This window comes from Shouchella oshimensis (assembly GCF_004375095.1).
Lineage (GTDB): Bacteria > Bacillota > Bacilli > Bacillales > Bacillaceae_D > Shouchella > Shouchella oshimensis.
In genome coordinates this window covers 285,090-300,841 of the sequence record NZ_SNUX01000003.1, presented here as the reverse complement: position 1 = coordinate 300,841, position 15,752 = coordinate 285,090, and the positions used below count along the sequence as shown (strand labels likewise).

Here is a 15,752-nt window from a genome sequence, read left to right as displayed (position 1 = left end):
CGGAGTAATCGCCTGACTCTTTTATTAAAGCACATCTCTTTTTTTAAATACAAGATGAGCCGCAATAAGAATTACAACAATATGAGCGCCTAAAAACGCTAACGAACCCCACATACTTTCAAATGGTGGCTCTACAAACATTATTTCACTATCATAATAGTTACTAAAAAATTCAATATGGGAGACAATAAGCCATTTTGACCACTCATACTGGCTAATAAACAGTTGCAAAATACCGCTAAAGAACAACGGTGCAAACGTAATAATAATCGTTAACGCTGTACTTTTTGTTAAGACGGCAATTAATGTAGCTAGAGCCATGTAGAAGACAAGTGTCGGAAGCTGATAGATAGCCATCTCGAAAATCGTTTTAAATGTTTCACCTGTTGACATGCCCTCTGTGCTAAACACGATCAATCCAATGACAGTAGACAATAGCACAATAGCAACTAACATGAATATTGCGAGTAGAAGATTCCCAAACCATTTACCAAACAAAATCGCATGGCGAGATGTTGGCCGAATAAGTAATTGCTTAACCGTTCCACTTGAAAATTCACCTGCAATCGCTCCAGCAATCAGCACTACACCAAATAACATCACGAAAGTCGGAAAGACAGACACACTCACTTCAGCAAAATCGTCTGCCACCATTGGGCTTCCTAAATTTTGAGTAAATAGAAAGAGCGCAACGGCACCACCAATAAACAGAAGCATAATAAGAGCAAATAACCATACTTTGCGACCATACCAAGACTTTAACCATTCATTATAGATAATGCCCATTAAGATACACCTTCTTCCTGTTCTTCTGTTAGCGTAAAGTATGCATCCTCTAGACGATTTTGATAGGTCACACCAAACACTTCAATGTTTTCTTTTACTAATGCGCTAATGATTGTTGGGATATCCTCATAGGATTGTTTCTCAAGCTCAAGTGTATCTCCATTCTGTTTAACAGCCCCAAATGGTGCTAATTGGTCAAGAGCTCTTTGTACAGGCTTCGCTTCTATTTTCACGGTTAATGTTTTTTCTATTGTTTGACTTTCATTCATAGAAATTTCATCAACGACTTCGCCTTTTTTAATGACAATGGCTCGATCACATAACATTTCAATTTCATTCAGCTGATGGCTTGATACGAGTAAGGTTACACCATCTTCCTTTGCTAACCTTTGTAGATAGAAGCGCAAATCACGTATGCCTTTAGGATCTAAACCATTTGTTGGTTCATCTAAAATAAGAACCGATGGCTTATGTAAAAGAGACACCGCAATTCCTAATCGCTGTTTCATACCAAGAGAATAATTTTTCACTTTTTTCTTCATGGCATCTTGTAGTTCAACCAAAGCAACCACTTCTTGAATACGCTCTTTAGAGATGGTTTCATTGCTTAACCTAGCAAAATGCTCAAGATTTTGTTGCCCTGTTAAGTAACCATATAGATCTGGATCTTCTACAATCGCGCCAATTTTTGCTAAAGCCGCTTTTCGATCCGTTTGAATACTTTTCCCTTCAATGAGAACATCTCCTGAATTCGGCTTAATTAACGATACGATCATTCGAATCGTAGTTGTCTTACCAGATCCATTAGGTCCTAAGAAACCATAGATTTGTCCCCGCTGTAACTGAAAGCTCATGTCTTTAATGATATGAGCTTTCCCAAATGATTTGTTTAATCCTTTTACTTGCAAAGGATAGTCAGCCATATTTGTCCCCTCCACTCCCTGTATCGGTGTTCTACTTAAATAGTACACTAAGATAAATTATAATTCAATAGAAAATGAAAAAAACCTTGGTTATAACCAAGGCTATTTCTCTTACAACTTGAATGACACATACTTCGTTTCAAGATACTCTTCCATTCCTTGCTTCCCGCCTTCGCGACCGATACCACTCTGTTTAAATCCGCCGAATGGCGCTTGAGCAGCGGAAGGACCACCATCGTTTAATCCAACAATGCCATATTCCAATGCTTCTGAGACACGAAAGGCTTGATTAATATCTTTTGTAAACACATAGGCAGCTAAGCCATAAATAGACTCATTTGCTCGCTCAATTGCTTCCTCTTCTTCTTTAAAAGTAGCGATTGGTGCTACTGGTCCAAATGTCTCTTCTACCATACAGGCCATATCGTCCGTTACATTCGTTAGTACAGTTGGTTCCATGAAAAGACCCTCCGTGTTCTTACCACCTGTAACGACCGTTGCTCCTTTTTCTTCCGCATCTGCAATATGAGACAATACTTTATCAACCGCATCTTGATCAATTAACGGACCTATATCTGTTTCTTCATTTAATCCATCGCCTACTGTTAGCTTCTGAACTGCATCTTTTATTTTAGCTGTAAATGTCTCTGCAATAGACTCTTCTACGTATATTCGATTCGCACAGACGCATGTCTGTCCACCATTTCTAAATTTAGATGCGACTGTATCTTCAACAGCACGATCTAAGTCCGCATCTTTGAAGACGATAACAGGAGCATGACCACCTAATTCTAATGACACTTTTTTCATCGTCTCTGCTGCGTCTTTCATTAGCTTTTTACCCACTTCTGTTGAACCAGTAAACGTTAATTTACGGACACGTTTATCTTCCTGCCACACCTTAGAGATGTCACTAGAAGAACCTACAACGACATTGATAACACCGGCTGGGATGCCAGCTTTTTCTGCTAGTTCTGCTAGTTTTAAAGCAGTTAACGGAGTCTGTGATGCTGGCTTAATAACGGCTGTACAGCCTACTGCTAATGCCGGAGCAATTTTTCGTGTAATCATCGCCGCTGGAAAATTCCACGGTGTAATTGCTGCAACAACGCCAACTGGTTGTTTAATCGCAAAGAGCCGTTTATCACTTGTTGTTGCAGGGATCGTTTCCCCGTAATTTCGCTTTCCTTCTTCTGCATACCATTTAATGAACGAATTTGCGTAGCCAATTTCACCGCGCGCTTCTTTAATGGCTTTTCCTTGTTCTAGTGTCATCAGCTTTGCCAGTTCTTCTGTTTGTTCATGAATATGATGATGCCATAACTCCAATTTCTCACAACGCTCGTACGTTGATAGTGTTGACCATGATTTAAACGCATATGCAGCAGCATCTACAGCAAGTGCAGCTTCTTTTTCTCCCCCTTTTGGTACCTGATCCACCACATCACCGTTCGCTGGGTTTGTAACGTCAAGCTGCTCCAATTCTTCACCAATCCATTTACCATTCACATACAGCTTCATTCTTTGACTCCTTTCAACACTCTTTTTGGTGTTTGTTCCCTGCTATCTTTTTTTAAAACGTTCGTTTGGGAAAATTAAATTAACAGAAAGTATTGAACTTTTAAGAGAACGTCCTTATAATTAGAAGCATTCATTCATTTATAATCAAGTTTTAAGAGGAGGTGTCAATTACGAAGGCGGAAAGGTTTATCAATCAACTAGAGAACACGCTTAAACATCAATTTGACGTATACGGAAATGACAAGCTGGAAAGCCTTCCACTTCGGTTTAGTGCACACTATTACCGACGTGATGACCGGTATATGTTCACAAAGAATGTTACCGTATGGAGTGTTGAAAATAATCAACACATCTTCTTGTATGAAGCAAAAACAGCTACCCTCGAAGAATTCGAACAATTCAAACAAGAATTAGATCAGTATATACGTCAACATAAAAGCAAGCGTGCAAGTCATATGTCATCCATTTATATTGGCCTATTTTTAACAACCAACTCACCTGATCCTATAATAGAGAGAAAAGCAAAAAAGACTAGAAAAGTTTCATTTATTCAATGGGGAAAATCAGGTTGGTACGAACGCTATCTAGCAGTTCTTTCACTACCTGATCAAAGAGTCACGATGAACAAGAAAGGCTACCCGTTTATTAAATCATTTATTGAGTCAATAACGGAGAATTAGAAGGTGAGGTTTTAGAATGAATTTTGTTACATTGATGCTACTTTGTGGTGGTGTGCTAATTGTTGCCTATTTCACATACGGGAAATACTTAGAGAGGCGACTCAAAATAGATAGTAGTAGGCAAACGCCTGCACACACACTTTATGATGGGAAAGAATACATTCCAACGAAGACACCAGTACTTATTGGTCATCACTTCACGACTATTGCTGGTGGTGGTCCTATTACTGGTCCAATAGCAGCGATTGTATTTGGCTGGCTACCTGCCGTTATTTGGATCATCATTGGAAGCATTTTTGTTGGTGGTACTCATGATTATGCATCACTACAAGCGTCTGTTCGTCACAAAGCGAAATCAATTGGAGAAGTCATTAAGGAGTATATGGGTCGACGAGGACAGCTAATGTTCCTATCCTTTGCGATTGCTACATTAATATTAATTGTCGGCGTGTTTGTCATATTAGTTGCCAATACATTTGTTTCCTTTCCAGGCGCAGCAACAGCATCCCTTTTATTTATTGCAGTTGCAATGGTTTTTGGCTTACTTGTTAACCAAGTACGAATGAATCTTGTACTCGCGACTATCCTTGGGTCCATCGCGATGGTCGGTTCCATTTGGTTTGGCTTGAATTTCCCAATCGAACTAAGTGCGACGGCATGGTCCTTTATCTTAATTATTTACGCCTATTTTGCATCTGTATTACCTGTATGGTTGTTGCTTCAACCCAGAGATTACTTGAACTCATTTATGTTGTATTTCTTAATTGGTGGGGCATTTTTAGGACTTTTGATTGCAAGACCAACTATTCAAATGCCAGCTTTTACTGGTTTTTATAATAGTGAACTAGGCTTTCTTTTTCCTATTTTATTTATTACCATAGCTTGTGGTGCGATTTCTGGGTTTCATTCATTAGTATCATCTGGAACGACTTCTAAGCAATTGGACAACGAAAAAAATGGACGCTTTATCACGTACGGGTCGATGCTACTTGAAGCATTCGTTGCCATTATTGCAATCGGTTCTGTAGCTTACTTAACGATGGGCGAATTCTCAGCACTAATGGCGCAGTATAACGATCCAATTAGCGTTTTTTCATTAGGAATTGGTGAGTTCATGAATACGTGGGGACTGCCTGTTCAAGCAGGTATAACGTTTACAGCATTAGCTGCCTCTGCTTTTCTTATGACTACTCTTGACTCTGCCACACGTTTAATGAGGTACACTGTATCGGAGCTTGGTGAGAGCATCAATGTGAAACTGTTGTCGAACAAACATTTTGCTACGGTGGCTGGTCTAACTGGTGCAACGGCCCTGGCTTTAACAGGAACATGGCAAACCGTTTGGCCATTATTCGGAGCAGCCAATCAAATGCTTGGTGCCTTAGCACTTTTAGCAGTCACGATGTGGCTGGTCAAAACAAAATCAAAAGCATTGTTCGTTATCATTCCAATGGTATTCATGTTTATTGTTACAACGAGTGCACTTCTTGTCATGCTTTACTCGAACTTCATGGCGCAAAATTATCTGCTATCGGTCATTTGCTTTATCCTTTTCGTCATGTGTGTCTTCCTCGGAATTGAAGGAGCTAGAAGCGCTAGCAATAGAGATAAACCAACTGATTCAACTAATTTAAATGCGTAGAAACGTTTGGAGTTCTAACTAAAGAGGCTGGGACATAACGAAAAGTAGTATTTGAAAAGACGAATAGTCTAAAATATTCTGAGTAGCACCGCTACAGGAGAATCCTTCCGTTAATTTTCATATAAAATAAACGACGAACGTTCCTATTTTCAGGAATGTTCGTCATTTTGGTCTGTCTATCTACTTTTGTCCCAGCCTCTTTCAATAGGCTATTATTTGACGAGAAGTTCCTTACGTTTGTTCTTCGCTGCTTTTACCATCGCTTTAAGCGCCTCTACCGTTTCTGGTTCTTTTCTCGTTTTCAAACCACAGTCTGGATTCACCCAAAAGATTCGCTGATCCAGCACTTGAAGGGCTCGGTTAATACTTGTTTCCATTTCCTCCTCTGTCGGAACTCTTGGACTATGGATATCGTATACGCCTAAACCAATGCCTTTGCTATACGTGTAATCTTCAAACGCAGTAATTAATTCTCCGTGACTTCGAGACATTTCAATAGAGATGACATCTGCATCTAATCCATCAATCGCTTGAATAATATCTTGGAAATCCGAATAACACATATGGGTATGAATTTGTGTCTCAGGTTGAACAGACTTTACAGATAGCTGAAACGCCACTACTGATTGGTTTAAGTAATCTGTCCACTTGCTTCTTTTTAATGGCAATCCCTCTCTTAATGCTGGTTCATCTACTTGAATCACTGTAATGCCAGCACTTTCTAAGGCAAGCACTTCTTTTTCAAGTGCCAATGCTATTTGGTTCACCACATCGCCTGGTTGTAAGTCTGTACGTGGGAATGACCAATTGTAAATCGTTACAGGACCCGTTAGCATCCCTTTTACCGGTTTCTCTGTCAAGGATTGAGCGTAAAGGGTTTCTTTTACTGTCATCGCCTCTTGGAAGTAAACATCTCCGTAAATAATCGGTGGTTTCACACAACGTGAACCGTATGACTGCACCCATCCGTTTGATGTAAATTCAAATCCACCAAGCTTTTCACCGAAAAACTCAACCATATCAGTTCGTTCAAATTCTCCATGAACGAGTACGTCTAAATCAATTTCCTCTTGAATGTCAATCCACCGTTTAATTTCTGCGTTAATAAACGCTTCATATGCTTCGTTTGAAATCTCTCCTCTTCTCCATTGTAGCCTTGTTTTACGCACTTCAGGGGATTGAGGAAAGCTACCAATTGTCGTTGTTGGTAAGCTAGGAAATTGGAACACTTCTTGCTGAAGCTCCATCCGTTTATTTGCCGGAACCTCGCGCTTTGAATCTTCTTTCTTACTCCGTTCTAACGCTTCGCGAACTTCTTTATTTGTACGACTTGCCGATTGATTTAACGCTTCAATTGCCTCTTTACCAGCTTGTAAACGTTCAGGTTCATTTTCCTTATTTACGACGCTTTTCACTTGATCTAATTCTGTTAATTTCTCTTCTGCAAAAGAAAGTGCTGCTTTTAAATCACTCTCAAGCTTTTGTTCATGCTTTAACGTAACTGGCACATGTAAAAGACTACATGATGGCTGAATAATTAATTGTTCCTCAGAAACCACTGTTAAAATTTCTTTCACAATAGAATGAGTCTCTGTTAGATCAGTACGCCAAATGTTTCGGCCATCAATTAAACCTGCAGCTAATGTCTTGTCTTTCGGAAAGTCAGTTCCTTTTAATTGCTCCAAACTATTACTGTAAACGAAATCTAATCCGAGACCAGCAACAGCTAGCTTTGTAGCACGATCTAACGCACCAATTCCTTCAAAATAAGTTTGGAGTAGTATCTTTGCATCAGGAGCAGACTTTGCGAACCAATCATAAGCTTCTTCAATAATGGACCATTCTTCGTCTGATACATCGCCAACTAAAATCGGCTCATCTACTTGAATCCATTCCACACCTGCGTTTGCAAGTTCGTTTAATACTGTAGTATAAAGTGGCAATAGACTTCTGACATGATCAACAAACGAACGATTGCCATACTGTTTTGACAGTTTCACAAACGTAACAGGGCCTAAAATAACAGGCTTTCCAACAATATGAAGCTCTTTCTTTGCTTCCTCAATGAGCGTTAACCAACGATTATGAACTAATTCTGGCTCCCTACCATTTAGCTCTGGAACAATATAATGATAATTTGTATCAAACCATTTTGTCATTTCAGCAGCAACGGCGTTATCATTTCCTCGCGCAATCGCAAAATACGTATCTAAATCAACTTCTCCACCATCGTATGAAAAACGATCAGGTACTAATCCAAACGCTACCGCTGTATCTAACACATGATCGTAGTGAGTAAAATCGCCAACAGGAATCAAATCAAGTCCAGCATCTTTTTGCTTTTGTAAATTTTCAAGGCGCAACGCTTTTTGCTTCGTTACATAATCCTCTTTTGATATTTTTTGGTTCCAATAAGCTTCAAGATTTTTTTTCCACTCACGTTGTTCCCCAATTCTTGGAAAACCCAAACTTGAACTTCTCACACTACTCATTCTTTTGCCTCCTCAAAAAGTTGTACTCATCATAAAAAAATCCCTTTCAAGAGAAAGGGATAGGAAATCTACCAAAAAGTCACTAGTGACAAGACAGCTAGTTTTAAAGGCAACATTTCCACTCCTCTCTAGATCCGCGTAGAGCTAAGCAGAACGATTCGGCAGGCAATCTGACTTCGTACAATGTACGTCACAGTGGCGGGACCGTCTTGGATTTACACCAAGTTCCCCTTTTAAGCAGCGAAACGCTACACCGATTCGTTTTGATTATGAAATTGAAAAAAACCCTTTTCGAATGAAAAGGGTTTATGCGACATCACCGCATCCCCCTTATCTTCCAAAGTTTCCTTTGCTGGAATTAGCACCTTTTCCTAAAAGAAAGGTTGCTGAAGCTTCGTCGGGCCAGTCCCTCCACTTCTCAATATAAAGAGTGTTTTCTTATGTATGAGTATTCAATTAATTTAGCACACAAAAGCAAATCTGTCAAAAGGTAATTTTTCAGACCTTGTCCGTTTAGTACGATCAACTGTGTCCTTTCACTCCCTTGACGAAATAGCTTCTTATCCATTATCAAGGTGAGCAATCAAAAAATGTCAGTGGTAAACCCCTGTTTTTATCAGTAAAATCTGTTAAACTAGTTAAGTTGACGTAAGGAGGAACATGTATGTTAAAAAGAAACGATCCTTGTCTATGTGGCAGTGGCAAGAAATATAAAAAATGTTGTATGCAAAAAAATGAATCGAAAGCAATCGTCACACAAGAGCTCCATCAATTAGAAACAGAAATGCTTTATACAGCTTTTACAAGATATCAAAAAGAGCTGACAAATTGGGTGCAAAGCTACCACCATGTGTACCCAGACGTAGAAGAGAACGTAACGGAAACGTTATCTAGTATGTTACTCGTTTGGCTCATATTCCATAGACCGATACAAGAGAACGGGCAGACCATTTATGATACTTTTCTGGAAACGAAAATTAGAAAAATCAAGCGCCCACAAACGGCAAACATTATTGAGACGTGGAAAGAAACAAAACCAGCTGTACTTGAAGTTTTAACGTTAACCAATGAAACAGAATGCGAAAGCCTCAACTTATTTACTGGTGAGACTGTAACACACCTTATCCCTTCTGAGCATAATGAAACAGTAGAACCAGGCTCCACCATTATTGGATTCCCTGCTAAAGGTGAAATCAGTATGACGTTCATCGGTCCAGTTATAAGCAATCGTCCAGTGAAAACAGCCGAGATTAAGCAAAAAATTGACGCTTTCCAATCCAATGGAAGTGACGATCCGTTTACAGCGAAATGGCCGCAGCTACTTTCTTCTTTATTAGCAGAGAATGAAGCAGTTGTGAAAAGTGCAGATGACTTTCAATGGTCTTCTGAACAAGTCAAAGAAACGGCTACAATTTTATTAGAAGGATTAAAAAAAGACCAACACTCTCCAGAAATTGAGCAGTTGGCATTAGAGAAATGGTATGCTTTTACAACAGCGAAAAAAGTGACCATTCGTAAGCCAGAAGCTTTCGCAGCTGCAATGGAATACGCACTACAAGAATTCGCTCCACTTTCGGTAACGCAGAAGGCTCTGGCAGAGAAATACAATGTTAGTGCATCAACTATTTCTACCCGTTCCATTGAAATTACGAACGAATTACGGGCAACTGAATCTGTGTAAATGAAGAAGGTTTAAACCATGCGAAAACCGTCCCTTAGCATCATTATAGGTATTAGCTTACTTTTATCCCTTGTTTTTGGGTTTTTCTTTGCCGTTTACTACTTTGGCATAATCAGCCTGTTTTACTTACTTGGAATAGAATATGATTCACTTTGGGCTTTAGCTTGGTTTGTACTCTTTTTTGTTATTGGTAGCTTTATTATTGAGATTGTAACAAAAGGAATGATCAACACGATTGTTCCTAAAATAAACGGCTACCCACTTCAGAAAACAGCAGAAATTACGATACAATTTCTTTTCGTGTTCCCGCTCATACATGTTTTAGAAAAAAATTTCACAACCATTACCATTCCTATTATCACTCAAGCTGCATTAGCTTTTCTCATCGTTACCATCGAAACATTACTTACTAATAAAGATTTTACTAAAAAAAACAAACCCAGTTGACGTTGTCAGCGGGTTTGTTTTTTGTTTATGAAGCTACTTTTTCTACTTTTTCACTTTCGTGAGAAACAGCCGTATTCTTTGCTTCACGATAGCCTGTGTACAGAAAGAATAATGCGATGATCACATACCCTACCGTATAGTCAAATGCCGCGTTTAGCGCGAGAGAAGGGGCGTGCATAAAGCCAAAGAATGAGAGTAGTCCTCCAATAAGAGAGAATATACTTGCCTTATAAAAATCTTTATCAATCAAAAAGACCGTGATGGCTCCAAGAATAATGGCCGTAAACATCGCTCCTTGTCCGAGAGGGACAATTCCTTCTGATATTCCAGCCACAACCTCTGGAGCACCGTTATTAAAGCGTGTCATCATATAATTAGCGATATATGGAAGCATCGCTAATGCAATCGCAGGATAGTAGCGACGAGCGTTATTAGCAAATGTACTCCCAATCATCGACATACCAACAAATACGAGAATTGGGGCAACAGCTGCCATTGGAATTAAAGCGGAAAACGCGCCAATTAACCCTGTAATTGAGGCTAAGGCAAAGATACTTGCATTTAGAATGCTATAACCACGTCCAGCCCCAAGCTGTTTCGCTCCAACTGTTGCAATATAAACGGTGGTTGGGAACATCCCACCAAAACAAGCACCTAACATCGCACCAATGCCATCTACTGCTTGGCATTCTCTCACATCATAAGAATCTCCAGCAGCTGACATGGCGTCTACGTTATTCATTGTTTCAATTGCATTATAAATCGTAATAGGTATTAAAATTCCTAGAAGACCGATAAGTGCACCAAATAGATAGCTCATCCCTTCAAAAGCCGCAAGTGTAGGTAAAAAAGGATAAAAACCAACATTGCTTAACGCTGTAGTTAAGTCACTACTCGTTTGATAACCAAGTACAAAAGCGAGTACAACCCCAACAATGATTGCTAATAAAGAAGCAGGAATATTAAATGGAAGACCTACTTTTGCAACAAAACCAACTAGAATCACTGCCATGGCAACAAGTCCAATAATTGGAATCTCAAAAACTGAGAACAACATCTCACCGGCAACAAACGTAAACGCTACCCCGGCTAAAGCGCCTAAAAGCGCTGGTCGGGGGGTATGCTTACGTACCCAGTTCCCAAAGAACGCAACAAGTGCTTCTACAAGTCCTGATAAGAAAGCAGCGGCAACTGCAATTTTCCAAGCCAGTTCGTGATCATTCGTTAACGCGAGTGCCGGTGCCGTTACCCCAAATAAAAAGACAAACATCACTGGCGTGGATACACCGTAAGAGAGAGCTGTAACGTCACTCCGATTCTCTTTTTCTGCTAAACGCTTTGCCATATGCGCATAATATAGATTACCAACAATAACAGCAACCGCTACACCTGGAATAATCCTTCCAAACACAAGGTCCGTTGAAAAGCCCATTGCTAGTAAAGAGACAGTGATCACAACAAAATTAGCTAAATTATTTTGAAAGAGTGCAAAAAACGCATCTACATCTTGCCTCTTAAATAACGGGTAATGTACCTGGTTCACAAAACATCCCATCCTTCGTTAGTTGTTTACTAAAGCAGTTTCATCAATGAATGTTACTGTTGAACCGTCTAGAGAAGCAATTCTTGCAAGTGATTCAATTCGCAAACCTCTTTCTTCAAGCTTTTTACGACCATCTTGAAATGATTTCTCAATAACAATCCCTACGCCTGCAACGGTTGCACCGGCTTGCTCAACGATACTCACTAAACCAGATGCCGCTTCCCCATTCGCTAAGAAATCATCAATTAACAGGACTCGGTCTCCTTTTTCAATCAACTCTTTTGAAACCGTCACTTCGGAATATTCTTGCTTGGTAAAGGAATAAACACGGCTAGAGTAAACAGTTGCTTGATTCATCGTTAACGATTTTTTCTTACGCGCAAAAATGAGTGGTACCTGTAACTGATGCGCACACATAAAACTTGGTGCAATACCTGATGATTCAATTGTAATCACTTTTGTTACCTGATCATTCTCAAATAATCGTGCAAATTCCACTCCAATTTCTGACATTAACGTAGTATCAACTTGATGATTAAGAAATTGATCCACCTTTAAAACACCAGTCGATAAAACCGTTCCTCTTTCCAAAATTGCTTCCTTTAATTGTTTCATTTTTCATCCTCCTAAAAATAGAAAAAAGCCGAAAGATAAACGGACTTCTCCGAGTGATCTTTCGGCTTCTACATGATGTAAAAAGCGCGCAAAAATGGATCACTCGTAGTCAGACCGTTAAATGGCAGTCTGGTAGAGACTCGCGGACCTTATTACCGCTATTATACGAGTAAGCTATAATATTCGTATTTACAAGTTGCTAATGGATACATTATAAAGAAGAAACGCATAAATAGAAAGGGTTTTTTCGCAGAAAATGTTGCTAAAAAAAGAAAAACCGGTTACAAACACCGGTTTCGTTACTTCTTCCATTTAATAGCAGTCGGCTTTAAACAGCGACGACATTCAAAATCGACCGTTAACGTATGAATCGTTGACGTTGCTTGACAATGAGGACATGTTACCGTTTGAATACGAAGTAATGAAATACCCAGGCTAAGAATGGATACCATTAAAATTAAAAAAGCTTGTATCATGCTTCCCTCTTGTGTTGCAGCCATCATAATTCCTGCTACAACACCTGTTAAACCAATTAACGCCATTAACACTTTTCCTAAACGTAACAAGATTGGTAGTTTTTTTCGTTCAATAACAAGATCAGTATGTTCCAAGTCGTTCCCTTCTTTCAAAGAAATTAAAGCGATTTCTTCTCTTACTAGCATAGCACATCAGTAAGTTTTTCCAAACATCAATCTGTAAGCTTCTTTTATTGTGCATTTAAATAGCAACGTGTATAGTCATCATTGGACAGCTAAGTTGTCTGTGGATTTCAGGAGGTGAATCAACATACAAACAATTACATTTTGGCTTAAAGCCGCTCGAGCTCAAGTACTTCCTGTTATGATCTTACCAATTACAATGGGATCTGTTGCTGCTTATGCATGGGACGGAACCTTTCACCTGTTCTTTTTTCTCCTAACTTTAATTGGAGCTTTAGCAGCTCATTTGTTTTCAAATATGATTAATGATTTATGGGACTTCCGCAATGGTGTTGATACGCAAGCAGAAAAATCTGAAGAATCCATTTCGACTAATTCACGATTATTAGCGAATGGAAAAGTGGGCGAAGGTCCATTTGCATTTGTCACTTGGGCTTTGTTCGTGATTGCGTTTGTGTCAGGACTACTTTTAGCCATTTTACGCGGTTGGGAATTACTGCTTTTTGCCATTGCTGGTGGACTCATCGCTTACTTCTATGTAGCACCGCCTTTAAAGTTTGGTTATAGAGGGAAAGGCTATAGTGAAATTGCCATTTTTCTTGCTTTTGGTGTGTTGCCGATAACTGGTAGTTATTTTGTGATGACCCGGTCATTGCCTATGGAGGCTTTCCTGCTTTCCATACCAATAGGGCTTTTCACAACGCTTATTTTGTTTAACCATCATTTTCTTCATTGGCGTTCTGATCAAGAGGCTGGCAAAAAAACATTGGTTGTTTTATGGGGGGAAAAAGGTGGTCTGATTTTCTCAAAAAGTTTGGCTGCACTTGCCTTTCTCTCCATTTTATGTTTAAGCGTTATTCATGTTTTACCTTGGTACGCTATTGTTGCATTAGTTGCTGCCATTCCGCTTGCTAGTGTATATAGGAAACTCGGCCCAACCAACAAAAGCCCGGTTTATGGGCAATTAATGGGGGCGTCCTTAAAAGCAACTACTCGAAGCGGTATCGTTATCGTAGTATCTCTATTGATTTACGGGATTATTTAAAGTAGGAGTGATAACTTATGAAAAAGGTTTTAGGTAATTTTGATACGATTTTATCTAGTGAAGACACGTGGAAAATAGGTGGGTTTCCACTACCTGACGGTTCTTTCTGGAAATACCAAGAACCTGAAGCTGTGGTCATTGTTCGTAACGGGACACTTTATGTACGTGCGCCTCTATCCAATCATCATGACTCTATTCAGATTTTAGATAACGCGAAGCATATGTATTATTCAGCTGAACCTGTTGAAATTCCTGAAAATGGCTATATCGACATTGAAGTAGAGATTAAAGCGCGGACGAAAGATACAAAGCCTGGAGATTTATATGATGGCTACGTTTCATTTAATTTGCTTGATTTCACTACAGGCGCTGCTCTCGATTTCTTTGCAACGGACGATCAATACGCATCTGTTTATGGTGTTTTACCATTTCCTGGTGTAACAGTGCCTGACACAGGAAAAACTAAATACTTCTGCTTATTTAAGGAAGCAACTGATCATTTTAAACCACATGAGTTTAATACATTTAGAATTCGATACGATCGACAAAAAGACGAAGCCCTCTTTTACGTAAATGGGCAGGAAGTGAGACGGGAGACCACTATTCCAGTAAAATTAAACCAATTCACTATCGCACTCGGTATTATGACAGAAAAAGATCTTACGAACGAAGGTAGCGTATCTGTTCATGGGCAAACGGTCATTGGTGAGTATTCTCCGGTCACTATCACGTGCTCGACTGATGCAGAATAAAAAAAGTCTAGTGAGCTTTAGCTCACTAGACTTTCATAATGACCTTACATGTCGTCCTCTGTTTCATCAAACTCTAACCCACCGAACATTTCTTCAATATCGACACTGTTTTCAATGACTTCATCCGGTATATCAATTGACTCAATTTCATTGTACATGGAATAGGTTCCGGCAACGTCCATCGTAAAATTAGCCGTCTCCCCTTCTTCCTCCATTAACATATCAACACTCATAGCAACTGACTGTTGATAGAATGTATCTTTGTCTACAACAAGGCTATAAGTCATATTCTCAACTTCCATATTTTCGAACATCGTGTCTAACTCTTCTTGAGGGATAGCCGCTTCATTTTGACCACCCATTTCCATAAACCAATGGATAAACTGTTGGAAGTCTTCATTATCTCCTTCCATAGAAATAACATAAGAGTCCTCTTCCTCTGACATCTCAATATGCGTCATCATGTCTTTCAACATGTTAATTTGTTCTTGTGAATCGACTTGAAGCTCATCTTCTAACTCCATCTCATCACTAATATCCATCATTAACCAGCCTTCACCTAATGGGTTTTGCATATAAAAGATGCCGTCTTCAAAGTATTGATCCGTGCTAACATCCATCCCAAGCTCTGAAGCAGTCATCATGGTGTTCATTTTAAAACTTAGTGGTTCAGAAATAGCGTCCATTATTGAATCAACAGCAAATTCCATCGTTTCATCTGCTTCTTCCGCTGACATACGAATATCGTATGTCATACTCATTTCCGTTCTAAAACTATCTACGTTGTTCATCGCTTCTTCGGTATTTGTTAACACCTCTTCAACGGATAAGGATTCCCCTTGCTGAACCTCTTCATTTGAATTTGTTCCTGTTGAACTGTTTTCTTCTCCACCTGTTTCGTCACTACCGCAAGCTACAAGCATCAGTGTACTAGCAGGTGCAACGATCAACCATGTCATTTTTTTC

The 15,752-nt window shown here is 39.4% G+C and carries 14 protein-coding genes and 3 riboswitches; of the genes, 6 read left to right on the top strand and 8 right to left on the bottom strand.

The annotated features are described in order from the left end of the window. Nucleotides 1–24: 24 nt before the first annotated feature. From E2L03_RS12285 to E2L03_RS12275, 3 genes are all read right to left on the bottom strand, one after another. On the bottom strand, nucleotides 25–786 hold the full coding sequence (locus tag E2L03_RS12285; RefSeq protein ID WP_124741733.1) for an ABC transporter permease: 762 nt from the start codon (nucleotides 784–786) through the stop codon (nucleotides 25–27). Then, nucleotides 786–1,709, bottom strand: coding sequence for an ABC transporter ATP-binding protein (locus E2L03_RS12280; RefSeq protein ID WP_095149911.1), 924 nt, complete (start codon nucleotides 1,707–1,709; stop codon nucleotides 786–788). The genes E2L03_RS12285 and E2L03_RS12280 overlap by 1 nt, the downstream gene beginning before the upstream one ends. A gap of 111 nt (nucleotides 1,710–1,820) precedes the next feature. Then, the gene (locus tag E2L03_RS12275; RefSeq protein WP_095149910.1) at nucleotides 1,821–3,230 is read right to left on the bottom strand and encodes an NAD-dependent succinate-semialdehyde dehydrogenase; all 1,410 of its coding nucleotides are present in this window, start codon (nucleotides 3,228–3,230) and stop codon (nucleotides 1,821–1,823) included. Nucleotides 3,231–3,391: 161 nt separating this feature from the next. Between E2L03_RS12275 and E2L03_RS12270 the strand changes: the two genes are divergently transcribed. Both E2L03_RS12270 and E2L03_RS12265 read left to right on the top strand, forming a co-directional pair. Continuing rightward, entirely contained in the window at nucleotides 3,392–3,910 is a 519-nt protein-coding gene (locus tag E2L03_RS12270; protein ID WP_038478457.1) for a DUF8052 family protein, read from the top strand. A gap of 16 nt (nucleotides 3,911–3,926) precedes the next feature. After that, nucleotides 3,927–5,552, top strand: a complete 1,626-nt coding sequence (locus tag E2L03_RS12265) for a carbon starvation CstA family protein (protein WP_095149908.1) — start codon at nucleotides 3,927–3,929, stop codon at nucleotides 5,550–5,552. 212 nt (nucleotides 5,553–5,764) lie between these two features. Here the strand turns inward: E2L03_RS12265 and metE are convergent, their stop codons facing one another. Next, nucleotides 5,765–8,044 (bottom strand): 5-methyltetrahydropteroyltriglutamate--homocysteine S-methyltransferase, encoded by a 2,280-nt coding sequence (metE, locus tag E2L03_RS12260; RefSeq protein ID WP_134259291.1) that lies wholly within the window; start codon nucleotides 8,042–8,044, stop codon nucleotides 5,765–5,767. Nucleotides 8,045–8,187: 143 nt separating this feature from the next. Further along, nucleotides 8,188–8,317, bottom strand: a riboswitch (cobalamin riboswitch). Between the two features lie 54 nt (nucleotides 8,318–8,371). Continuing rightward, nucleotides 8,372–8,474: riboswitch (SAM riboswitch) on the bottom strand. 234 nt (nucleotides 8,475–8,708) lie between these two features. Between metE and E2L03_RS12255 the strand changes: the two genes are divergently transcribed. Then, nucleotides 8,709–9,725 carry an SEC-C domain-containing protein gene (locus tag E2L03_RS12255; protein WP_134259290.1) on the top strand — a complete coding sequence of 339 codons (1,017 nt, stop codon included), beginning with the start codon at nucleotides 8,709–8,711 and terminating at the stop codon, nucleotides 9,723–9,725. Nucleotides 9,726–9,743: 18 nt separating this feature from the next. Then, the gene (locus E2L03_RS12250; RefSeq protein ID WP_134259289.1) at nucleotides 9,744–10,172 is read left to right on the top strand and encodes a YrvL family regulatory protein; all 429 of its coding nucleotides are present in this window, start codon (nucleotides 9,744–9,746) and stop codon (nucleotides 10,170–10,172) included. A 25-nt stretch (nucleotides 10,173–10,197) separates the two neighbouring features. On the opposite strand, the gene E2L03_RS12245 is transcribed toward E2L03_RS12250, so the two are convergent. The 3 genes from E2L03_RS12245 to E2L03_RS12235 form a co-directional block, all read right to left on the bottom strand. After that, nucleotides 10,198–11,715, bottom strand: a complete 1,518-nt coding sequence (locus E2L03_RS12245) for an NCS2 family permease (protein WP_243839526.1) — start codon at nucleotides 11,713–11,715, stop codon at nucleotides 10,198–10,200. A gap of 18 nt (nucleotides 11,716–11,733) precedes the next feature. Further along, complete coding sequence (locus E2L03_RS12240; RefSeq protein ID WP_124741727.1) at nucleotides 11,734–12,330, bottom strand: xanthine phosphoribosyltransferase; 597 nt, start codon at nucleotides 12,328–12,330, stop codon at nucleotides 11,734–11,736. Nucleotides 12,331–12,416: 86 nt separating this feature from the next. Further along, nucleotides 12,417–12,519: riboswitch (purine riboswitch) on the bottom strand. Between the two features lie 110 nt (nucleotides 12,520–12,629). Continuing rightward, nucleotides 12,630–12,941, bottom strand: coding sequence for a hypothetical protein (locus E2L03_RS12235; RefSeq protein WP_078440195.1), 312 nt, complete (start codon nucleotides 12,939–12,941; stop codon nucleotides 12,630–12,632). A gap of 229 nt (nucleotides 12,942–13,170) precedes the next feature. On the opposite strand from E2L03_RS12235, the gene E2L03_RS12230 reads away from it, so the two are divergent. Further along, nucleotides 13,171–14,034, top strand: coding sequence for a prenyltransferase (locus E2L03_RS12230; RefSeq protein ID WP_206698961.1), 864 nt, complete (start codon nucleotides 13,171–13,173; stop codon nucleotides 14,032–14,034). Between the two features lie 17 nt (nucleotides 14,035–14,051). After that, nucleotides 14,052–14,786, top strand: a complete 735-nt coding sequence (locus E2L03_RS12225; protein ID WP_134259287.1) for a DUF6081 family protein — start codon at nucleotides 14,052–14,054, stop codon at nucleotides 14,784–14,786. Between the two features lie 44 nt (nucleotides 14,787–14,830). Here the strand turns inward: E2L03_RS12225 and E2L03_RS12220 are convergent, their stop codons facing one another. Next, a complete protein-coding gene (locus E2L03_RS12220; RefSeq protein ID WP_318262617.1) occupies nucleotides 14,831–15,745 on the bottom strand; it encodes a DUF6612 family protein in 915 nt (304 codons plus the stop codon). Between the last annotated feature and the right edge of the window lie 7 nt (nucleotides 15,746–15,752).